The sequence below is a fragment of the Streptomyces sp. CRCS-T-1 genome, from assembly GCF_024442335.1.
Lineage (GTDB): Bacteria > Actinomycetota > Actinomycetes > Streptomycetales > Streptomycetaceae > Streptomyces > Streptomyces koelreuteriae.
In genome coordinates, this window is sequence record NZ_CP101651.1 from 4,598,012 (window position 1) to 4,618,047 (window position 20,036).

Below are 20,036 nucleotides of genomic sequence, written 5' to 3' on the forward strand. Positions count from 1 at the left end.
CCCCTCCGTGAGAGAAGCGGAGGGGGCAATTCTGTGTGGTTGAGCGCGGTACAGTTGGGGAACGCGATCCCGATCCCCTGATCGGGCACCCTGAATTCCTGCCGCGAGCCCGACAAGATGTAGCCAAAGTGTGTGTGTCTTTCGCGGCTTTTGTTCCCTTTGTGTGGCCCGACTTGCCCTGAAGTCTGGCGAATTCTCCCCACATTCCGGATCCTGTGCGTCCGGAATTCTCGTCCGATTGACCTGTTGCAGAGGGCAGTTGGACAGATACATTCGGCCGCGGTCGACGCGTTCCGGCGCACGCCCCCAATCCGTGGGGGGTGAGGTCTGACCCGGATCCGCGAAGTGCGGATCTGTGCAAGGGCCAGTAATAGGGGAGTTAGGCATGGCTCAGGGCACCGTCAAGTGGTTCAACGCGGAGAAGGGGTACGGCTTCATCGCGGTCGACGGTGGTGCGGATGTTTTCGTCCACTACAGCGCGATTCAGATGGACGGCTACCGCACCCTTGAAGAGGGTCAGCGGGTCGAGTTCGAGATCTCGCAGGGCCAGAAGGGTCCACAGGCCGACATGGTTCGCGTCGCTGCCTGAACGCGCGACCACGACAAACCGCAAGCGGCAGGTCTTCTCTGAAGGGCCCGTACCCCCCGGGGTACGGGCCCTTCGGTCTGTCCGCATGACCCGCCGGACCTCGTTCGCGGCTGGCTGACCGGCCCGCCCGATCCCCGAGAGGCGCTTGCACTCGACATGCCCGAGTGCTAATCATTGCGTTAGCACTCTGAAGGTGAGAGTGACAACGTAAGGACCGGGTCGGTGAGGCCCGCAGGCCGGGTGGGGAAGGAACCACGAGGCTGGCGAGCCGTCCGTCGCGGGCGCGGGCGCGGTCCGAAGTAATCACCCCCAGTCCTGGAGGGACCACTTCACATGGCCAAGATCATCGCGTTCGACGAGGAGGCGCGGCGCGGCCTCGAGCGCGGCATGAACCAGCTCGCGGACGCCGTCAAGGTGACGCTCGGCCCCAAGGGTCGCAACGTCGTCCTCGAGAAGAAGTGGGGCGCCCCCACGATCACCAACGATGGTGTCTCCATCGCCAAGGAGATCGAGCTCGAGGACCCGTACGAGAAGATCGGCGCCGAGCTGGTCAAGGAAGTCGCCAAGAAGACGGACGACGTCGCCGGTGACGGTACGACCACCGCGACCGTTCTCGCCCAGGCCCTGGTCAAGGAGGGTCTGCGCAACGTAGCCGCCGGCGCCAACCCGATGGCCCTCAAGCGTGGCATCGAGCGCGCCGTCGAGGCCGTCTCCGCCGCCCTGCTGGAGCAGGCGAAGGATGTCGAGACCAAGGAGCAGATCGCTTCCACGGCCTCCATCTCCGCCGCCGACACCCAGATCGGCGAGCTCATCGCCGAGGCCATGGACAAGGTCGGCAAGGAAGGCGTCATCACCGTCGAGGAGTCCCAGACCTTCGGTCTGGAGCTGGAGCTCACCGAGGGTATGCGCTTCGACAAGGGCTACATCTCGGCGTACTTCGCCACCGACATGGAGCGTATGGAGGCCGTCCTCGACGACCCGTACATCCTGATCGCGAACTCCAAGATCGCGAACGTCAAGGACCTGCTCCCGCTCCTGGAGAAGGTCATGCAGTCGGGCAAGCCGCTGCTGATCATCGCCGAGGACGTCGAGGGCGAGGCCCTGTCGACCCTGGTCGTCAACAAGATCCGCGGCACCTTCAAGTCCGTCGCCGTCAAGGCCCCGGGCTTCGGCGACCGCCGCAAGGCGATGCTGCAGGACATCGGCATCCTCACGGGCGGCGAGGTGATCTCCGAGGAGGTCGGCCTCAAGCTGGAGAACGCCACGCTCGACCTGCTGGGCAAGGCGCGCAAGGTCGTCATCACCAAGGACGAGACGACCATCGTCGACGGCGCCGGCTCGACCGACCAGGTCAACGGCCGCGTCAACCAGATCCGCGCCGAGATCGAGAACAGCGACTCGGACTACGACCGCGAGAAGCTGCAGGAGCGCCTGGCGAAGCTCGCCGGCGGCGTCGCGGTCATCAAGGCCGGTGCCGCCACCGAGGTGGAGCTCAAGGAGCGCAAGCACCGCATCGAGGACGCCGTGCGCAACGCCAAGGCGGCCGTCGAGGAGGGCATCGTCGCCGGTGGTGGCGTGGCCCTGCTGCAGGCCTCCCAGGTCTTCGAGAAGCTGGAGCTCGAGGGTGACGAGGCGACCGGAGCCAACGCCGTGAAGCTCGCGCTGGAGGCCCCGCTCAAGCAGATCGCCGTCAACGGTGGTCTCGAGGGTGGCGTCGTCGTGGAGAAGGTCCGCAACCTCCAGGTCGGCCACGGCCTGAACGCCGCGACCGGTGAGTACGTCGACATGATCGCCGAGGGCATCATCGACCCGGCGAAGGTGACCCGTTCCGCTCTGCAGAACGCCGCCTCCATCGCCGCGCTGTTCCTCACCACCGAGGCCGTCATCGCCGACAAGCCGGAGAAGGCCGCCGCGCCCGCCGGTGGCGGTATGCCGGGCGGTGACATGGACTTCTGATCGACCCCTGGGATTTTCCCGGGTTGATCAACGGTCTTGCCGAGGGCGGCACTCCCTGTTCCGACAGGGGGTGCCGCCCTCGGGCGTGTGCGCGTGGGTGCGCGTATGTGGGTGTGTGCGGGCGTGTGCGGGGTCACAGCTCGGGCGGGATGGCAGGGGCGGGGCCGGTTCGTTGAAACGTACGCCTTATGCGCATGCACATACTGTCCGGTATCCGAAGGAGCCCCTGAGTGACTGTCGCCGCCTCCCGCGCCGCCGAAATCCTGTCCCGGCCCGTCTCGCTGGGCGGCCTGACCGTCCCGAACCGGATCGCGATGGCCCCGATGACCCGCATGTTCTCCCCGGGCGGCGTCCCCGGAGAGGACGTCGTCTCGTACTACTCCCGCCGCGCCGCCGCCGGAGTCGGCCTCATCGTCACCGAGGGCACCTACGTCGGGCACGACTCGGCCGGGCAGAGCGACCGCGTGCCGCGGTTCCACGGCGCGGAGCAGCTCGCGGGCTGGGCGAAGGTCGCCGACGCGGTGCACGCGGCGGGCGGCACGATCGTGCCGCAGCTCTGGCACATCGGCATGGTCCGCAACCAGGGTGAGCCGCCCGTCGCGGACGCCCCGGCCGTCGGCCCCTCCGGGCTGCGCATCGGCGCTTCGGAGCCCACCGGCAAGGCCATGACCCAGGCCGACATCGACGCCGTCATCGGCGCGTTCGCCGAGGCCGCTGCCGCCGCCGAGCGCATCGGCTTCGACGGCGTGGAGATCCACGGCGCCCACGGCTACCTGCTCGACCAGTTCCTCTGGGAGGGCACCAATCGCCGCACCGACGCCTATGGCGGCGACCGCGTCGCCCGCGCCAAGCTCTCGGAGGAGATCGTCGCGGCTGTCCGCGAGACCGTCTCCGCCGACTTCCCGATCATCTTCCGCTACTCGCAGTGGAAGCAGGAGGCCTACGACGCCCGCCTCGCCGAGACGCCCGAGGAGCTGGAGTCCATCCTGACCCCGCTGGCCGCCGCGGGTGTCGACGCCTTCCACGCCTCCACCCGCCGCTACTGGGTGCCCGAGTTCGACGACTCCGACCTCAACCTGGCCGGCTGGACCAAGAAGCTCACCGGCAAGCCCACCATCACCGTCGGTTCGGTCGGCCTGAACGGCGTCGACTTCCTCAAGTCCTTCCAGGGCCAGGGCGCTGAGGTCAACGACCTCGACAACCTCCTGGACCGCTTCGAGCGCGACGAGTTCGACATGGTCGCCGTCGGCCGCGCCCTGCTCCAGGACCCGCAGTGGGCGGCCAAGGTGCTGGACGGCCGCTTCGCGGACACGGCCCCGTACGACCCGGCGGCGCTGAAGACCCTCAGCTGACCTGGTCATCTGAGGCTCTGGATTTGCTTGCGTCAGTCAAGGACACTGGCCGAACGCCTGTGCACCGGCATTCCGTGAGGAGATCCAGATGACGACGACCGAGTCCCGTCCGCCGGCGGGCAGCCCTTCCGAAGAGCCCGCACCGGTGGTGCGTACCACCGCCGGTGCGGTCCGGGGCCGCAGGGAGGAGGGACTCGCCGTCTTCCGCGGCATCCCCTTCGCCGCGCCCCCGGTGGGCGAGGCCCGTTTCATGGCACCGCGCCCCGCCCACGCCTGGGACGGCATACGCGACGCCCACGCCTTCGGCCCGCCGCCCCCGCAGGACATCGGCAGCCTGGGCGGCCCGGGCCTGCTCGACGTACCCGAGGGCGACGAGTGGCTCACGGTCAACGTCTGGACCCCCGAAGCCGACCCGGCGGCCCGCCGCCCGGTGATGGTGTGGATCTACGGCGGTGCCTACAAGCTCGGCCACTCCGGCAGCCCCGGCTACGACGCCCGGCACATCGCGGCCGAAGGCGACGTGGTCGTCGTATCCCTCAACTACCGCCTGGGCATGGAGGGTTTCGCGTTCATCGAGGGCGCGCCCGCCAACCGTGGCCTGCTCGACCAGGTGGCGGCACTGGAATGGGTCCGCGACAACATCGAGGCGTTCGGCGGCGACCCCGACCAGGTCACGGTCTTCGGTGAATCGGCCGGCGCGGGCTCGGTCGCCTCGCTGCTCGCCATGCCACGGGCGGCCGGTCTCTTCCGCCGGGCGATCGCGCAGAGCGTGCCGGGGACGTTCTTCTCCGACGCACTCTCCCGTGACATCGGTCTCGCCCTGGCCGCCGAGCTGGGGCTGCGCCCCACGGTCGCCGATCTCTCGACGATCGCCCCGCACCGGCTGACGTCGGCGGGCGAGACGCTGGGCGCCAAGATGCTCCAGTACGTCGACCGCTGGGGTCAGGCGGCGCCCACGGTCACGCCGTTCTCCCCGGTGGTCGACGGCGAGGTCCTGCCGACCACGCCGTGGCAGGCCCTGGCGGCCGGTTCGGCGAGGGACATCGACCTGCTCGTCGGCCACAACCGTGACGAGTTCCGCCTCTTCCTCGCCATGGCGGGCCGGCTGGGCCAGATCACCGAGGAGCAGGCGACATCCGCCCTGCGCCTGTTCGCCCCGGGCCCCGACGGGGAGCGGGCCTATCGCGCGGCCTTCCCCGACGCCTCCCCGGGCGAGCTCTACGAGCGCGTCCAGACGGACTGGCTGTTCAACATGCCCTCCCTGCACCTGGCCGACGCGCAGCGCGCGGGCGGCGGCAGCGCCTACGTCTACGAACTGACCTGGGCGGCCCCGGGCAGCGGCGGCGCGCTCGGTGCCTGCCACGGCCTGGACATCCCGCTGCTGTTCGGCACGTACGGGGCGGACCTGGGGCTGCTGCTGTTCGGGGGCGTGGAGCCGTCCGCCGAGGCGCTTGCGCTGTCGTCCGGTTTCCGCGCGTCCTGGACCTCCTTCGCGCGGTCGGGCGACCCGGGCTGGCCGGCGTACGACGAGCAGGAGCGGCTGGTGCGGGTGCTGGACGCGCAGCCCGAGGTGAGCGCGTACCCGGAGGAGACCTCGCGGCGCCTGTGGGAGGGTCACGACTTCCAGGCCCTGCCCCTGCTGTGAGCTACAGGTTGCCCATCGGCTCGATGTCGACCTTGACCGGCGTCCCCCACACCCGCAGCACCTCGTAGTCGGTGAACTCGTGCACGAGCCGGTACGCCATGGCCGACCTGGGCGCCTTGCGCTGGGCGGCGATGTACAGCTCGGCCTCGCGGCGGTCCCGGCGCGGGGTGCCGCAGAGCTGCCAGGTCTGGCCGGTCCACAGCTCCGGCAGCCAGCGCTGCTGGGGCTGGGGGCGGTCGCCGCTCACGCCGTAGCGGGACTGGACGGGGTCGGTCTGCGGCTGCTGCGGCGCGGGTCCGTTGAACTCGTTCCGGCGGGCCGTCCGGCGCCGGGTCTCGCACAGCAGACACAGGTCGGGGGCGTTCTCGTCGACGGGGCCGTTCGGATGCTCGGGGCATCGCGTGCTGGGCGCCGCTCCCGTGACGCTCTCGTCCAGCAGGTCCAGGGCGCGCTTCAGATCGGCCTTGACCTCGTGCAGCTTGGCGTCCGGGGTGTCGGAGGTGAGGGCTTCCCCGTGCTCACCGAGAAGTCGGAGGGCACGGCCTAGGGCGGTGAGCTGGGCGTGATTCATACGTCCATTGTCGCCAGTCGGCGCGGTCCCGGTGCGTGGGGCGGGCTGTTCATCTCCTGTTCCCAGGCAGTCGCCGCCGTCGCCATCAGGGCAGTGACGTGGCGCAAGGCCTCTGCCATGACCTGCCGGCCACCGGTCCGCCGACGCAGTGCGGCCTCATCGAGCACGGACCACACGGACGGCCTCGCCGGCTCGTCGAGGATGCGGCTCCTTCTCGCGGGTGTGGCGGAGTTCGGCGCCCGCCCGGCCCTGCCCGCCACCGCCGAGCGGGACCGGTACCAGAGGGTGCGGCACGCCATCGATGACCAGGCGATCGTCGAGGTGGGCCGCCCGCAGCTGTCGTCGATCCGGCTGCACGCGGACCATGTCCCCGGGCCGCTGCCGACCGTCCTGTACGCGCCGACCTGGGAGGGCTGGAGCGACGACGACTGCCACAGGTCGCTGATCCCGATGGGTGTGAGGCTGGTGGAGAGGCTGCTCGCGGAGAACGTACGGGGCGTTGGGGCCGACAGGGTGCTCGTTCCGGGTCTGGTTCCGGGGCTGGTTCCGCGGTCTCGGGGGTCTGCGAGGCTGATCGTGGCGGTGACACTTCGCCGCCAAGTGTCATCTCCGATAGGTCGACGCCCCGGATTTCGCAACCTCTGAGTCGTCAAGATGCCCGGTCCGCACGCCGGTTCGGACCGGCGATCATTCGATCTGGACAAGTGTTGTCGAGTCCTCGGTAAGGGCGGTGTTCTGCCTCCCGACCGCGCACGGGCGTGCAAGCATGGAGGCATGCACGGATACGGATGATCGTCATCTCTGGTGATGCGGTCGCAAACCCAGCCGCCACTCATGTCTCCGCGTTCACCACTGGCATCAGGAACAAGTCCGTTTCGCTGCTTCTGTTGCCTGCGCATGATGATCATTCGCGGTCGGCCGTGGGTGGGCCTCATTTACTCGGACTATTGTGAGGGTGTCGTGACCGATCAGCAGGAAACGGCCGCAAAGCGCGCGGCACTGCTCGCACTCAAGGTCTTTGGCGGAACCTGCTGGATCGCAGCGTATCGCGAGGCAATCGCGGAGACCGAGGAAGAAGGTACGGAGCTGCTCCCCGAAGCCGCTCTCGCCTTCAACCTGGCATGGGAGGCAATCTATTCCGCCGGGGGTATCTGGACATGGCGGAAACTATCGCTGGAAGATCGCGTTCAGACTGCCATCAACATCGCCTGGTTGGCGCATGACGTGAAATGGACGCAGGCGATTCGTAAGTCCGGTGCCCATGTGCGCCCGGCGCTGATCGCCTTGGCCGTCGCCTATCAGCTTGCTTTTCTTTCCAGGCTCCCTCCGGGGGAGGCGGCCCGGATCTCGGCCCTTTGGCAGAATCTTGGGTTTTCTGCGTACTGCGCCATTGCAGACCCACAGAGCAAGGCCAGTGAGAGAGTTAGCCGGTTCACTCTGCTCCGAGCTGTGGGAACAGCCGTACCCACGATGACCTCTGGCGTTCTGCGCGGTGTGGAGCTCCGATATCTGGTCCCCGGGATGGGGTGCGTCGCCTTCGACCTGATGCGTCTTGTCAAGCATGGGAAGGTGCAGAAGTGGTGGCCCTCTCGATAGTCATTCCGACCCTCAATGAGGAGACGTACCTCGGGCCGCTGCTGGAGTCCCTGGCCGGAGAGTCCGGGGATCTGGCGGTCGAAGTGATCGTCGTCGATGCGAGCTTGAACGACTTGACGACAGAAGTGGCCAGGCGTTATTCGGAGCGGCTTGCCATGACGATCACCAAGTCGCCGACCGCTGACATCGGCACCCAAAGAAATATCGGAGCCGCCTTGGCGAGGTATGAGTATCTGCTCTTCCTCGATGCGGACGTGGTGCTGGGGCCGCAGGTGATCCAACGCTGTCTGCGCAGATTGGAGCCGCGGGAACTGTGCATGGTTTCGGTGCGCCATCGCCCGGACAGAAGTAATGCAGGAATACGCGCCACGCTCCTGCTCATCTATCTGCTGATTCTTCTGGCGCGGCTGTTCGGCTATCCGGTCACGAACGGTGACTTCATGATGACCAACAAGCGGACCTATCGCGCGTTGGACGGCTTCAAAGAAGGGTTCCTCCTCGGCGAGGATACGGATTTCGGGATCCGCGCCCGAGGGATGGGAGCACGGCACTCCATCGAGTGGCGTTCCTATGTCACTGCCAGCTCGCGGCGTCTCAGTGTGGTGCCGGCTCCGAGACTGGCGTTCATCTGGGCGGCCGCTTATCTGCGCGTAGTGCGAGGGAAGGGGCCGGTGGGAAAGCGGGCGAACGACCTTCGATACCCCTACGGGAAGTGGTCCGTCAGGCCGCACTGACAGCGATGCTGCTCAGAGAGACGCGGCCATCCGGCGACGGGCGCGGCTCTCCAAGGGGGCGAGGATGAAGAGTTGAACAAGCATCAGAAACAGCATGATGGCGCTCCACTCGACTCGCACGTAATGCACCGGCGGCACGAAGAACAAGATCCAGAATATGGATGACGTCTGGACGATGCCCCGTATCACCCAGACGGTGCGAAGCCTCGAGCTGAGTACCGGTCCGATGACGATGGGGAACATGGCGTCAGTGAAAAGAATGCCGGATATCAAGAGAAGTTGATTCACGGACGGGCTGCCGATGGTGGCGGCAAGAAAGTAGAACTGCGCCAATGCCGCAGTCAATGTCATATGGGCCAGAGCTCGTCTGATGGACCTCCCCACAGGGATGAGGAAGTAGAGGCGAACATTGTTGATGTAGAAGAGGCCCATCCACGTGAGAACGGCTAGGAGCTGGCACACCAGGACGACTTGATCAGATTCTATGTGCGCCTCCAGGCCTCCGGAATCAAACCGAATCCGGGGAGGGTCGGCGGTGAATTTTTGTACGCTTGTCTCGAAGGCCCTCTGTACGCAGATCGCGTAAAACGCGGCGATCGCAATCTTGTACGGCTCCCAAAACGCCTCACGTTTGGACCGGTCTGGTTCCGTTTCGGCTTCTCGTTCCGCTGCTTCAGGTCGGGAGCCGGCTGTGCGCAGCACGTAGAAGGAAATCATCAGGAAGGCCAAGGCGGCGGCACGTTTCAAACCTGTCCGGCGGATTGACATGTCCGAAGTGTACTCGGTAATGTCGTTCCTGTAAGCCAATAGCGAGAGAACATGAGTTCCGACTTGAGCTATGATTCTCGATGGGGTGAAGTTCGCGAAGAAGTTCGCCTGAGCTTGCAGAATCGACTTCGGGAGCTGGGTCTCCCTGAAGAGGTCTATTCCAGGATTTCGCGCGGGGGGCGCTTGAATCGGGCGGTCCTTTTCCTCATGGTGGCGAATCCCGATGCGGAGAAGCGGAAGCGCCGGGTCGCGGTCGACCTCGCCGTGGCACTGGAGATGATCCACAAGGCGAGTGTGATTCGTGATGACATAGAGGACGCGGATTTCCTTCGGCGCGGCCTCCCCACCGAGCGGGCGATCATGGGAGTTCCGGGCGCATTGGCGCTTTCGGACGTGCTCCTGACGGGCGGGCTCGCCGTCATTCAGCGTCTGGAGCCGGCGGCGATCAAAAGGGTTCTGAACGCGTTGGTGAACATGTCACGTGGGCAGTTCTGTGATCTGCAAGGACCTCTGGCGCCGGAGGATCCGTTCGGTATAGCGGAGTTGAAGACCGGAAGCCTTGTGGCGCTGGTGTTCTGGATGGGAGGTCTGCACGCCGGCCGCTCTCGAGGAGACCGCAGGCTGCTGCACACCATGGGGATGCATTTGGGAACGGCCTTCCAGCTTGCAAACGACGTAAATAACGTCACACGCAACGAAGGGCGAGGAAAGCTGCCGGGATCGGACCTGGCAGAGCATAGGAATTCCGCTATCTCGCAACTGATCGATCAGCAGGCCGGTGAATTTCCGGACGCGGTCGAGTCTTCCATCCACTTGGCTGTGGAACGTACCTGCTTGGAGATCGCTCGGCGGCTTGGTGAGGCGAAGAGGATTGCCTCATTATTGAAGTGTCCACTTCCAGAGGGAATCCATTTGCTGGTTTCAGATGAAAAGACAGCACGCTCCTTCGTGGGTGACCAGCAGTAGCCCTCCCCCACGGCCCGTGTCCGCTTCGGGAGTGCAAAGGCCATGGGGCGGACGCGTCACGGTCTACGGCTTGAGGGACGTGAGCAGGCGGCGAGGGCCGCTCGCAAGTGCCCGTCGGACTGGGCGAGAAGGCGGGCCGCCGTCGGGCCGTCCACGTCGGCCAGGAGGGTGAGGATGGCGTTCTTGACCTCGCCGTCGGTGGCGGTGAGGGCCTGCTCGATCTCCTTGTCGTCGGCGCCGGTGGCGAGGGCGACGATGCGGTGGGAGCGGGCGCGGAGTTTGTCGTTCGACGCGCGGACGTCGACCATCAGGTTTCCGTAGGTCTTGCCCAGCCGGATCATCGTGATCGTCGAGAGCATGTTGAGGACGAGCTTCTGTGCCGTGCCGGCCTTCAGGCGGGTGGAGCCGGTGAGGAGTTCGGGGCCCACGACGATCTCGATGGCGTGGTCGGCGGCGGTGCCGAGGGCGCTGCCGGGGTTGCAGGCCAGGCCGATGGTGAGGGCGCCCCGGGTGCGGGCGTGTTCGACCGCGCCGATGGCGTAGGGCGTGCGGCCGGACGCCGAGATGCCGACCACCGTGTCGTCCGGGGTGAGGCCGAGGGTCTCCAGGTCGGCGCGGGCCAGTTCGCGGGAGTCCTCCGCGCCCTCGACCGAGGTGACCATGGCCTCGGGGCCGCCCGCGATCAGGCCGACGACCCGGGCCGGGTCGGTGTTGAACGTGGGCGGGCACTCGGAGGCGTCCAGGATCCCCAGCCGGCCCGCCGTGCCCGCGCCCGCGTAGACGAGCCGGCCGCCCCGGGCCATCCGCTCCGCGACCGCGTCGATCGCGGCGGCGATCTGCGGCAGCCGCGCCGCGACCGCCCCGGCCACGGTGGCGTCCTCGCCGTTCATCAGCCGCGCGATGTCCAGGGTGGGCAGCCGGTCGATGTCCGCCAGCTCCGGCCGGAAGGCCTCGGTGGTCAGGGACTCCAGCTCGGTTCTGAGGTCCCGGGGGTCGGAGGTGGAGGTCATGACGGCTCTTTCCGTGCTTCCCGTGTCTGTGTCGGTGCGGTGTTCAGGGACGGTGCCGGTGGGCCAGTGCCTCGTACGACGCCGAGAGCGCCGGCGCCGCCGTGTCGTACGTCCGCTGCGCCACCCCTATGAACAGGCAGTCCACCACAAGGAGCTGGCCGGTCCGCGACGACATCGCCGCCGGACGCAGTTCGCTCTCCCGGGCGGTGGACGTGGTGAGGACGTGATCGGCGTACTGCGTCACCGGCCCGTCCGGGCGGCCCGTGATCGCCACCGTCGTCGCGCCGCGCTCGAAGGCGACCCGCAGCGGCTCGATGACGTCCCCGGTGGACCCCGAGTGCGTGATGGCGACCGCCACGTCACCGGCCCGCAGTTGCACCGCGTTCGTCACAGCCAGATGCGGGTCGCTGTGGGCGTGGGCCATCAGCCCTATGCGCAGCAGCTTCTGCGTGAGGTCCTGGGCGACCAGACCGGACGCCCCGACGCCGTACACATCGGTGCGCCGGGCCGCGACCAGCGCGGTGACAGCGGCGCCGAGCTGGACGGTGTCGAGCCCGGCGGCGGTGTCGGCGAGGGTCTGCTGTTCGTCGTAGGCGAGCTTCGCGACCACGTCGGCGATCGGGTCGTCCACCGCGATGTCCGTCGTGATGGCCGGGGCCCGCCCGGACTGCTGCTGCGCGGCGAGGCCGGCGAGGGCGAGGCGCAGGTCCCGGTAGCCCGGATAGCCGAGCAGCCGGGCGGTGCGTACGACGGTCGCCTCGCTGGTGCCGGTGAGTTCGGCGAGGCCGGTGACCGTGAGGGCCGCGCAGCCGGCCGGGTCGCCCGCGACGGCCTCGGCGACGCGCTGCATGGAACGCGTCATCGACGGCGCCAGGGTCCGGACCTTGGCGGCGAGGGCGGCGGGGGCGGGCGGGGTGCCGAGCGTGCCGACCATGGCGCTCGGGCCTCCGGTGTCGCCCTTGCCGTTCCGGCCGCCGTTCTCAGCGGCGAAAATTTCCTTCACTCTACGGGTCACCCTTGAAAGATATTTTCGGCTCGGTGCCGGGGTCAAGAGTGCGCACAATGGGGGGCATGGAGCCCATCACACCCCTGGAGCAGACGCTGCACGCCGCGCGTGCCCTCGTACTGGCCGACCTCGTCGCGGGACGCGTCGCCGAGGCGGATGTCGTGTCCCTCGTCGAGGAGGCCGTCACACAGCGGCGGTGGTGGGTCGAGCAGTGGCCCGAGGGCGCTCCGTATGTCGCCGGTCTGGTCGCGCAGGACGTCCAGGACGCCCTGCTGGAGCGGTACGGCCGCTGGCCGCTGTGCCCCGTGTGCGGCGACGACCCGCACGCGCTGGACGTGGATCCGGTGCTGGGGGCCGACCCGCACTGGGTGTGCGGCGAGGCGGGCGTGAAGGTCGCGGCGGTCGGGTCGCTGAGCGAGGCCCTCGGCGGGGCGTCCTCGTGAGGGCCTGGTGACGATCTACATCGACCCACCGGCCTGGCCCGGACACGGCCGCATGTGGTCCCACCTGATCAGCGACGTCTCCTACGACGAACTGCACACCTTCGCCGAACGCCTCGGCGTCCCCCGGCGGGCCTTCGAACGCGACCACTACGACATCCCCGCCCAGCGGTACGCCGACGCGGTGGGCGCCGGGGCCGTGGAGGTCAGCAGCCGCGAGGTGGTGCGGCTGCTGCACGGGGCGGGGCTGCGACGACCCAAGGGTCTTTACCGCTCGCCGGGTTCACCGAGCTCGTAGGCTCAGCCGGTTCGCAGGCTCAGCCCGTTCGTAGGCTCTGCCGGCTCGCAGGTCCACTCAGCTCGCAGGTCCACTCAGCTCGCGGGTCCACTCAGCTCGCGGGTCCACTCAGCTCGTAGGTCACCTGCTCGGTGTCCTCCGCCACGGCCGTGAATCCGGCGCGGGTGAGGACGTTCCGCGAGGGCGTGTTGTCCCGCTCGACGTTGGCGACGACGGTCCGTACCTCGTCCCGGGCCAGCGCCCACGCCGACAGCGCACGCAGGGCCTCGGTGGCGTAGCCGTTGCCCCGGGCCGCTTCGACCAGGTCGTAGCCGATCTCGACCCGCCCCGCCTCGTCGGGAACGGCGTGGAAGCCCATGGCGCCGAGCGCCTGGTCGTCCTCGCGGCGGACCAGCACGTACATGCCCCACTCCGGCCGGTGGACCCCGTCCTCGTACTGCTTGAACACCAGCCCGGCGCCCACCCGGGTGCCCTCGGCCGGGCTCCCTCCGAGCCACTCGAAGCAGCCGCCCTCACCGACCGTGGCAAGGTCGTAGGCCACCGCCGGGGTGACGCCCTCGAGGGCGAGCCGTTCGGTCTCGACGACCAGGTTGTTGTTCCACCGCCACTCGGTGACGGGCGCCCGCCCCGGCAACTCCCCCCGGCCGGTGGCCCACAGCAGGGTCTGCCAGGGGTTCGGTCCCGGCTGGACGTGCGGAAAGATCCGCCTGAGAACGAAGTCGCACAGCTCGGAGTCCGCCTCGTACGGCACGCCCAGTCCTTCGGCGATGTCGTGCGTGTGCAGCAGCACCTCGGCCGCTCCCATCGCCGCGAACCCCTCACGGTTCGCGCTGCGGAACGGATACGGATGGAAGGCCCGCACCTGCCGCGGAGTCGTCCGGATCGCCGCCGCGAGCAGAGCCCCCGTCGTCCGGATCACCTGCACCGCACCCGCGTTGCCGGCCCCCTCCTCCAGCGACAACTCGAAGGGCGTGTACGCCTCGGCCTCCCGCCCCGCCAACTGCCCCGCGTACGCGATGAGATCCTCGGCGATATGCACGGCCGTCTCCCGACAACTCCACGCGAGCCGCCCGGCCGCCGCCCCCTCCCAGTCCCGGTCGGTGACTCCCCCCAGCAGGCCGACACACTCGCCGACGGCCTGTTCCACCTGTTCCGCGCCTGTTGTCCACATGGTGGGGAGGCTATGAGGGTGTGGGGGCCTCGGGCGACGGGTTTTCCGGGGCGGGGAACCAGTCTTCGATCTCGTGACGCATGCCGAGTCCGGTGGCCTTGAGGGCCGTTTCGCGGAGCGTCTTGGCGGCGGAGAGGGCTACGACGGCCAGGGTGACGAGGGAGAGCGGGGGGTCGTCGGGGTGGAGGGTGGGGGTGGAAGTTTCCTCGGTGGTGAGGGTGCGAAGCAGGGCGTCTGCCAGGTGGTCTTCCCTGAGCCAGGTTTTCGACGGGGGGACGACGTCGTAGCCGAAGTCGGTGAGGGCGTCGGCTCGGCCTCCCACCGCGTGCAGGGCGGCGGGGGATACCGGGCCGCAGGCGGCGGGGTCGGCGAAGGGGCGGTACCTGTAGAGCGTGTTGTCGATGCCGCTGGCGGAGGAAACGGCCTCGGCCGTGACCGAGCAGCGGTAGCCCCATCTGGCGAGGACGGAGATCGCCTCGGGCAGTGAGATGCCCGTCTGCCGTGCCGCGAGGGCCACCCCGAAGAGGCTCAGGGGGCTGCCCGTGCGCAGCGTGACACTGTGACTGACAAGTGCGGTCTCAGCCGGCGAGGGCAGCTGTCCTTCATCGTCGGGGACAGGCGCCACCGCGTAGCCAAGATCCTCCAGCCGTGCGGCGATGGACTGGACGGGCCTTTGGAGATGGCGTGCCACGGCTGTCATGTAGAGGAGTGAGACCTCCTGATCCACCCAGGGACGCTGGGCGTTGTACAGAAGGAGCGTTCGGTCGTCCTCTGTCAGTTCGCAGCCGTTTGTGGCGTCGGGGGGCAACTGGAAGCCCAGCTCGGACAGGAACTCCGTGATGCGGAGCATCGTCGCGTCCGTGTCGTGGGCCACCGAGGCCAGCTGCGCCCGGGAGATGCGCAGAGCCTCATCGGGGGACGGTTGGGTAGCGCACGACGACCACAGGCGCTTGATGATGCCTTGCTCCTCCTCTGTCCAGTGCTCCCGGACCGGGTGGTCCTCCGGCACGGTGAAGCCCAATTCCCGCAGACGCCGCGCGGCTTGCGGAGTGGAAGTGGCGCGGTACACGGCACTGACACAGACCTGGGCCCCCGAAAGTACCGAGTCTGGAGCCAGCCACTCCGACGCGGTGCCCATCCGCAGCAGGAGCGGAAGATCCTCGTATTCGGCGGCGGCGCAGCCGGACAAGGGTTCGACCTGGTAGTCCAGAGCGGTGAGCCGGGCGGCGACGTCCGCGGGCGGGCGTTCCGACCTGCTGCTCAGCGCGAAGATCTTGGCGGCGCTGAGCGGCTGGCCGGGGTCGTGCCAATCGGCAAGGAAGCCGAGAAGCAGAGCGGGATGCCGGCTGTCCGGCTCCCCCGTCCAGTCTCTGTACGCCCTGTCCCAGCGCTTGGACGAACCTCTGGCGAGCAGCACCAGGTCGGAGGGCCGGGCGCACAACTCGTCGGACGGGCACGATTCCGGCAGTGACACCGGCCCTCCGAGTCCCGCGCGGTACAGCGCGCGCAGGCGCCAACGCAGCACACTCGGCGGCATGGTGCTGAAGAAGCGGGCAGCGTGGTGCCGACGTAGTTCCAGCCTGTAGCTGCCGGTCACCAGAGGGATGAGGTCGGCGTCAGGGAGGAAATAGCCAATCTTGCTGAAGGGCATCGAGTAGTCCCCGATGCGCCATTTCACGTCGGCGAGCTGGGCGTGCCGAGCCACGAGGTCGCCGAACCACGTCGAGGCCGAGCTGGCTTGCGTCAGCCACTCAAGGGTCGGAAGGGGAAGGTCCGGGAGTGTCAGACTCGGCGCCGCAGCGGTGAGCGTAGCCCTTACGTGATCGCGGTCGAAGGAACGCACCTTCTTCCGGTCGACGGTGAGCACCGGCGCATGCTCACCATGCAGATTCATGATGATGCCGTAGGGGAACTGGTGTACCGCCTGGAATGCCGGTTCCGTTTCCGTCAACAGGCCGTCGGACAGGACGATGCCCTGGCGGTCGATCCACCAGAGGTCCGGTGAACCGGACGCGAGGCAGACAGGGCCCTTGGCCCGAGCGCCCGACTTCCCTTGCGACAGCTCGATCTCAACAGCCGTAAGAGACAACTCTCTCGGCACCCACTCATGCCCGCGGGACCCGTGCGCCGCAGTCGTCTGATAAGCCGCCACCCACAGCAACCGCTGCAACGCGTCCACGCACGACATGCGCTTCCCCTGCCGCGACAGCAACAGCCGCACCGTCGTCCCCGGCTCGGTCCCCTCCCCAAGGTCCTCCACCCGGAACAGATTCCCCGGCCCCGCGATCGTCACCTGGAGCAGCCGCCCGGGCCGGCCGTCCCGCCCCATGCGGCAGGTGCGGACCACGATCTCGTCGGCCAGCATGAAGTAGCTCAGGACCCCGATGCCGAAACGGGAGTTGGGGTACAGGCGGAGCTTGGGTTCCGGGAGTTCGCTCCAGGCGACCTGTTCCTCGATGTACTCGGGCAGGTCGACGAAGCGGGTGCCGCCCTGGGAGAAGACGCTGCCGAGTTCGGTGAGGCCCATGCCGATGCCGTTGTCGCGGCACTCCAGGTAGGGGCGGCCGTCCGAGCCCACGCCCTGGACGAACTCGATCCGGCCCTCCCAGGGTGCCGTCGGACGGCCCGTGCGCTGGAGGTACTGCGTGCGGCAGTCCCGGTAGCGCAGCGCGTCCAGCGCGTTCTGGTAGAGCTCGCGGACCGCCAGCTCGCGGTCGCCGTAGAGCTGTTCGCCCATGAGGAGCTCCTGGACGCGGTCCTCGGCGAGCTGGAAGCGGATGCCGTCGGAGAGCTGGTCGGGGGTGTTGCCGTCGAGGCGGACCCGGCTGCCGTCGGCGTAGGGCGGCAGGTCGCTGAGCGGGGCCAGGGCGGGGTTGTCGTCCCGGTTGATCTCGCGGAGCAGGGTGTCGACGCGGTCGGCGTGTTCCCGTAGGGCGATCTGGACGGCCGGGTGGGTGCAGACCGCGTTCAGGGAGCGGCCGACACCGGAGTGCCGCCAGTCGGAGCGGCGCACGGTCGTCCTGAGTTCGCCGAGGTCGACGCTGTCGTAGATGCCGAGGTGCTCCACGACGATCTCGGGCAGGTCGACGGGGTCGACGGCCATCGCGTAGGCCGCCTTGAGCAGGGCGGAGACCAGGGGCTGGCGGACCTCGTGCTCGTCGCCGGTGGTGGCGGCGATGACGTCGTGGTCGTCGAGGGCGCCGGAAGGGCGGCCGGTGGAGGCCCGGCGGACGGAGAACGGGGCCGTGCGGTGTTCCTTCAGCAGCAGCATCAGACGGTCCGCGGAGAGTGCGTCGGTCACCCATGGCGGCTGGTCGGAGCCGCCCGCCACCTCGCCGAGGAGGGACTTGAGCTTCTCCGCCGCGTACAGCTCCGGCTGCTGGATCAGCCAGCGGTGGAACAGCCACCAGCGGATCCGCTCCACGGAGTCGCGGGCCGCGGTCTGGTCGTGCAGGGTGCGCAGCCGGCGCTTGAGGCGCGGGAAGCCCTGGCCGAACTTGCGGAAGCGGGTGTGGTCGGGGCCGGTGGCGCACAGGTCCGTGCCGAGTACGCCGACGCGCTGTGCGGCCTCCTGGGTCCAGAAGGCCTGCTCGACCAGGGGCAGCAGGACCGCCAACGCGGCCTCGGTCGGGGACAGAGCGACGTTGTCGGCGAGCCGGCCTGTGAGGAAGCCCAGTCTGTCGTGGGTGCGCCGGGCCAGTTCGTCGTCGTGCCAGGGGTCGTCGCGCAGGGCATGGGCCGCGCTGTCGTACATCGCGGCCAGCCGGGACGCCAGGGCGGCACAGGTCTCCTGGAGGTGCCGGCGGGCGGGGCCGTCGGGGGTGCGCTGCCAGACCGGGTGCCGTTCGGCGGAACGGATCCACGGGTGCGTCTCGGTGCGCCGGTCGGGGCCGGGCAGCAGCGGGAAGTCCTCGCCGCCCGGTGCGGCCGCGGTCTCAGTGACGACGGTGACCTCCTGCGGCGGGCGGGTCTTGCCGTAGGCGCGGTGCAGTTCCACGACCCGTTTCTGCACCCGCGTCGCGAACTCGTGCAGGTGCAGGGCATGCGGGTCCGCCGCGATCGTGTCCGCGAGGGCGCGGGAGAAGAGGCTGAAGGACTCGCCCGGCTGGGTGCCGGGGTCGAAGCCCGGCCGGACCGTCTCCTTCTCGCCTACGAACAGGGCCAGTTGGGGTGCCTTGCAGGCGTGCACGTAGGCCACTTTGCGGCGCAGCGTGTCGGCGACCTTGCGCCGGGGCCAGGGCTGGATGCCGGGCAGCGTGGCCATGGTGTCGCGGTCGATGCCCTCCCGGCAGGCGTCGACGAGGAAGACGACATGAGCCGCCGGGGAGTCCTCCAGTTCCCGCTCCCAGCCGATCTCGATGCAGCTCTCGGCGAAGACCCCGACCTCGAAGGTGGCGTCCTCGGGGATCAGGAAGTCCTTGCCCTCGAAGTGCTGGCCGTGTCCGCTGAGCAGGATCAGCAGGGTGTCGCCCCGGCCGGCGTCGCGCAGGAAGGCTCGGATGCGGCCGTTGACCGTGTTCGGTGTGATGCCGCGCTTGCTCTCGACGATCTCCGCCGTCCGGAAGCCGCGTTCGATGAGCATGTCCCGGATCCGCTGCAGGTCGTCGCGGACGAACGGCAGGTCCTGGATGCGCGGGTCGTCGTACTCGCTCGCTCCGATGAGGAGGGCCTTGTGCTGGACCTTGTGCATGCGCGGCGGGTCAGGCGGCGCGGAGGGATTCGGCTCCCGCGGTCGTCCTCGCCGCTGTGTTCCGGTTCGCCGTGCTGCCACTCATGCCGTCCCCCTGCCCCTCGGCCGTTCGTCCGACAACTTTAGTTCACAAAGGGGTTGTTGCGTCCCCTCATGAAGTCCCCGGAAGGCGCTAGGAAGGCCGTTTGAAGACCAGCGTCAGTCCGCGGGTGCCCTGCACCTGGCCGGTGCCGAGTAGCTGGACGCCGCCGCTCGCGGTGACCTGGAAGGACAGTTGGGCCTCGGCGAGCGGCAGGGTGCCGCCCCGGGCCGCGGCGTCCTCGAACAGCTGCTGGAGAGCGTCGACGGTTTCCGCGAGGTTCTTGCGCAGGGGACCGAGCGGTACGGACCGCAGGGCGGGTTCGCCGCCGCCGAACAGGCCCATCGAGTCGTCGCCCTCCTCGGTGACGGTGACCCAGAACGGCAGGCTCGGCTCGATGACCTCGGGCTCGCCGGCGTTGTCCATCCGTGTTCCCCTCCCTGTGGTGCGGTGGGGCCAACCCTAGAACCCGGGGGCCGGTCAGGAGGGCGAATCCTCCAGCAGTTCCAGCTCCGACCGCAGGTTGTAGCGGGCCGTCGCCTCCCACTCGCTCGCCCCGTGCGGGGTCCTGAACAGCCTCGGCAGGTCCAGGAGTTGGCGGAGGATCGTCGCGCGGCCCGTGCGGAAGGCGTCGTTCGGGACGAAGTGGTATTCCGCGCGGACGGCGGTGGTGTAGGCCGCGTAGGCCGACGGGGGTGAGGCGAGGATGGCCAGGTCGGCGTCGCAGAGGACCTGGCCGTCGGGGTCGTCGTCGGCGGGGTCGTGGGTGATCGTGAGGCGGACCAGGCGGGCCACTTCGGCGGTCTTGGCGGCGGGGACGCCGGCCTCGGTGAGGGCGCGTTCGGCGAGGCGGGCGGAGCGTTCCTCGTTCTCGGAGCGGTCGGGGAGATAGACCGCGTCGTGGAACCAGGCGGCGAGGCGCACCACGTCCGGGTCCTGCGCGTGCGGCTCCAGTGCGTCGATGTGGTCGAGGACCGCTGTGAGGTGGTGGACCGTGTGGTAGTGGCGTTGGGGCTCCTGCCAGCGGGTGAGCAGGTTGTCCGCGTACGGGGCAGGGTCGGGACCGCCGGCCGGGCCCCGGGCGGATTCCAGGGCGCGGGTGAAGCGGGTGCGCAGGGTGTCGGGATCGGGATCGGCCATGGAGTCATTCTCCCGCTGGGCCGGG

19 protein-coding genes are annotated in these 20,036 nt (G+C 68.7%); 10 read left to right on the top strand and 9 right to left on the bottom strand.

All coding sequences use genetic code 11. The features are described 5' to 3' along the window. Nucleotides 1–385 precede the first annotated feature (385 nt). The 4 genes from NNW99_RS20945 (at nt 386) to NNW99_RS20960 (ending at nt 5,542) form a co-directional block, all read left to right on the top strand. A complete protein-coding gene (locus tag NNW99_RS20945; protein WP_003949956.1) occupies nt 386–589 on the top strand; it encodes a cold-shock protein in 204 nt (67 codons plus the stop codon). A 333-nt stretch (nt 590–922) separates the two neighbouring features. After that, nucleotides 923–2,545 carry a chaperonin GroEL gene (gene groL / locus NNW99_RS20950; RefSeq protein WP_215120662.1) on the top strand — a complete coding sequence of 541 codons (1,623 nt, stop codon included), beginning with the start codon at nt 923–925 and terminating at the stop codon, nt 2,543–2,545. Between the two features lie 230 nt (nt 2,546–2,775). Further along, nucleotides 2,776–3,897: an NADH:flavin oxidoreductase gene (locus tag NNW99_RS20955; protein ID WP_215120663.1), complete on the top strand. Its 1,122-nt coding sequence runs from the start codon at nt 2,776–2,778 to the stop codon at nt 3,895–3,897. Nucleotides 3,898–3,985: 88 nt separating this feature from the next. Continuing rightward, on the top strand, nt 3,986–5,542 hold the full coding sequence (locus NNW99_RS20960; protein ID WP_215120664.1) for a carboxylesterase/lipase family protein: 1,557 nt from the start codon (nt 3,986–3,988) through the stop codon (nt 5,540–5,542). A gap of 1 nt (nt 5,543) precedes the next feature. On the opposite strand, the gene NNW99_RS20965 is transcribed toward NNW99_RS20960, so the two are convergent. Further along, entirely contained in the window at nt 5,544–6,113 is a 570-nt protein-coding gene (locus NNW99_RS20965) for a hypothetical protein (protein WP_215120665.1), read from the bottom strand. Further along, nucleotides 6,110–6,412, bottom strand: coding sequence for a Scr1 family TA system antitoxin-like transcriptional regulator (locus tag NNW99_RS39160; RefSeq protein WP_370869149.1), 303 nt, complete (start codon nt 6,410–6,412; stop codon nt 6,110–6,112). The genes NNW99_RS20965 and NNW99_RS39160 overlap by 4 nt, the downstream gene beginning before the upstream one ends. Here NNW99_RS39160 and NNW99_RS20975 point away from each other — a divergent pair. The 3 genes from NNW99_RS20975 to NNW99_RS20985 all read left to right on the top strand — a co-directional run bounded on the left by NNW99_RS20975 (nt 6,315) and on the right by NNW99_RS20985 (nt 8,443). Continuing rightward, nucleotides 6,315–6,758, top strand: a complete 444-nt coding sequence (locus tag NNW99_RS20975) for a hypothetical protein (RefSeq protein WP_251058170.1) — start codon at nt 6,315–6,317, stop codon at nt 6,756–6,758. The two genes, NNW99_RS39160 and NNW99_RS20975, sit on opposite strands and share 98 nt — an antisense overlap. Before the next feature lie 315 nt (nt 6,759–7,073). After that, complete coding sequence (locus NNW99_RS20980; RefSeq protein WP_215120666.1) at nt 7,074–7,709, top strand: hypothetical protein; 636 nt, start codon at nt 7,074–7,076, stop codon at nt 7,707–7,709. Continuing rightward, the gene (locus NNW99_RS20985) at nt 7,694–8,443 is read left to right on the top strand and encodes a glycosyltransferase (RefSeq protein ID WP_215120667.1); all 750 of its coding nucleotides are present in this window, start codon (nt 7,694–7,696) and stop codon (nt 8,441–8,443) included. Before NNW99_RS20980 ends, NNW99_RS20985 begins: the two co-directional genes overlap by 16 nt. Nucleotides 8,444–8,455: 12 nt before the next feature. Here NNW99_RS20985 and NNW99_RS20990 read toward each other — a convergent pair whose 3' ends face one another. Then, nucleotides 8,456–9,211 carry a hypothetical protein gene (locus tag NNW99_RS20990; RefSeq protein ID WP_215120668.1) on the bottom strand — a complete coding sequence of 252 codons (756 nt, stop codon included), beginning with the start codon at nt 9,209–9,211 and terminating at the stop codon, nt 8,456–8,458. A gap of 51 nt (nt 9,212–9,262) precedes the next feature. Between NNW99_RS20990 and NNW99_RS20995 the strand changes: the two genes are divergently transcribed. Next, nucleotides 9,263–10,177, top strand: a complete 915-nt coding sequence (locus tag NNW99_RS20995; protein ID WP_215120669.1) for a polyprenyl synthetase family protein — start codon at nt 9,263–9,265, stop codon at nt 10,175–10,177. A gap of 56 nt (nt 10,178–10,233) precedes the next feature. Here the strand turns inward: NNW99_RS20995 and murQ are convergent, their stop codons facing one another. Further along, nucleotides 10,234–11,187, bottom strand: a complete 954-nt coding sequence (gene murQ, locus NNW99_RS21000; protein ID WP_215120670.1) for an N-acetylmuramic acid 6-phosphate etherase — start codon at nt 11,185–11,187, stop codon at nt 10,234–10,236. A 43-nt stretch (nt 11,188–11,230) separates the two neighbouring features. Next, nucleotides 11,231–12,202 (bottom strand): MurR/RpiR family transcriptional regulator, encoded by a 972-nt coding sequence (locus NNW99_RS21005; protein WP_215120671.1) that lies wholly within the window; start codon nt 12,200–12,202, stop codon nt 11,231–11,233. 56 nt (nt 12,203–12,258) lie between these two features. Here NNW99_RS21005 and NNW99_RS21010 point away from each other — a divergent pair, with 56 nt between their 5' ends. Both NNW99_RS21010 and NNW99_RS21015 read left to right on the top strand, forming a co-directional pair. Continuing rightward, a complete protein-coding gene (locus NNW99_RS21010) occupies nt 12,259–12,636 on the top strand; it encodes a hypothetical protein (protein ID WP_215120672.1) in 378 nt (125 codons plus the stop codon). 7 nt (nt 12,637–12,643) lie between these two features. Further along, nucleotides 12,644–12,931, top strand: a complete 288-nt coding sequence (locus NNW99_RS21015) for a DUF4031 domain-containing protein (RefSeq protein WP_215120673.1) — start codon at nt 12,644–12,646, stop codon at nt 12,929–12,931. A gap of 91 nt (nt 12,932–13,022) precedes the next feature. On the opposite strand, the gene NNW99_RS21020 is transcribed toward NNW99_RS21015, so the two are convergent. The 4 genes from NNW99_RS21020 to NNW99_RS21035 form a co-directional block, all read right to left on the bottom strand. Then, on the bottom strand, nt 13,023–14,078 hold the full coding sequence (locus NNW99_RS21020) for a GNAT family N-acetyltransferase (RefSeq protein ID WP_215124379.1): 1,056 nt from the start codon (nt 14,076–14,078) through the stop codon (nt 13,023–13,025). A 34-nt stretch (nt 14,079–14,112) separates the two neighbouring features. Next, a complete protein-coding gene (locus NNW99_RS21025; protein WP_215120674.1) occupies nt 14,113–18,792 on the bottom strand; it encodes a caspase family protein in 4,680 nt (1,559 codons plus the stop codon). 172 nt (nt 18,793–18,964) lie between these two features. Beyond that, nucleotides 18,965–19,297 carry a hypothetical protein gene (locus NNW99_RS21030; RefSeq protein ID WP_215120675.1) on the bottom strand — a complete coding sequence of 111 codons (333 nt, stop codon included), beginning with the start codon at nt 19,295–19,297 and terminating at the stop codon, nt 18,965–18,967. Between the two features lie 54 nt (nt 19,298–19,351). Then, nucleotides 19,352–20,011: a hypothetical protein gene (locus NNW99_RS21035; protein WP_215120676.1), complete on the bottom strand. Its 660-nt coding sequence runs from the start codon at nt 20,009–20,011 to the stop codon at nt 19,352–19,354. Nucleotides 20,012–20,036: the final 25 nt, after the last annotated feature.

Excerpts from the sequence above, each read along its gene's own strand:
- NNW99_RS20945 (WP_003949956.1), top strand. The coding sequence starts at position 386 with ATGGCTCAGGGCACCGTCAAGTGGTTCAACGCGGAGAAGGGGTACGGC.
- groL (WP_215120662.1), top strand. The coding sequence starts at position 923 with ATGGCCAAGATCATCGCGTTCGACGAGGAGGCGCGGCGCGGCCTCGAG.
- NNW99_RS20960 (WP_215120664.1), top strand. The coding sequence starts at position 3,986 with ATGACGACGACCGAGTCCCGTCCGCCGGCGGGCAGCCCTTCCGAAGAG.
- NNW99_RS20965 (WP_215120665.1), bottom strand. The coding sequence starts at position 6,113 with ATGAATCACGCCCAGCTCACCGCCCTAGGCCGTGCCCTCCGACTTCTC.
- NNW99_RS20975 (WP_251058170.1), top strand. The coding sequence starts at position 6,315 with ATGCGGCTCCTTCTCGCGGGTGTGGCGGAGTTCGGCGCCCGCCCGGCC.
- NNW99_RS39160 (WP_370869149.1), bottom strand. The coding sequence starts at position 6,412 with ATGGCGTGCCGCACCCTCTGGTACCGGTCCCGCTCGGCGGTGGCGGGC.
- NNW99_RS20990 (WP_215120668.1), bottom strand. The coding sequence starts at position 9,211 with ATGTCAATCCGCCGGACAGGTTTGAAACGTGCCGCCGCCTTGGCCTTC.
- NNW99_RS20995 (WP_215120669.1), top strand. The coding sequence starts at position 9,263 with ATGAGTTCCGACTTGAGCTATGATTCTCGATGGGGTGAAGTTCGCGAA.
- murQ (WP_215120670.1), bottom strand. The coding sequence starts at position 11,187 with ATGACCTCCACCTCCGACCCCCGGGACCTCAGAACCGAGCTGGAGTCC.
- NNW99_RS21010 (WP_215120672.1), top strand. The coding sequence starts at position 12,259 with ATGGAGCCCATCACACCCCTGGAGCAGACGCTGCACGCCGCGCGTGCC.
- NNW99_RS21025 (WP_215120674.1), bottom strand. The coding sequence starts at position 18,792 with ATGCACAAGGTCCAGCACAAGGCCCTCCTCATCGGAGCGAGCGAGTAC.
- NNW99_RS21030 (WP_215120675.1), bottom strand. The coding sequence starts at position 19,297 with ATGGACAACGCCGGCGAGCCCGAGGTCATCGAGCCGAGCCTGCCGTTC.
- NNW99_RS21035 (WP_215120676.1), bottom strand. The coding sequence starts at position 20,011 with ATGGCCGATCCCGATCCCGACACCCTGCGCACCCGCTTCACCCGCGCC.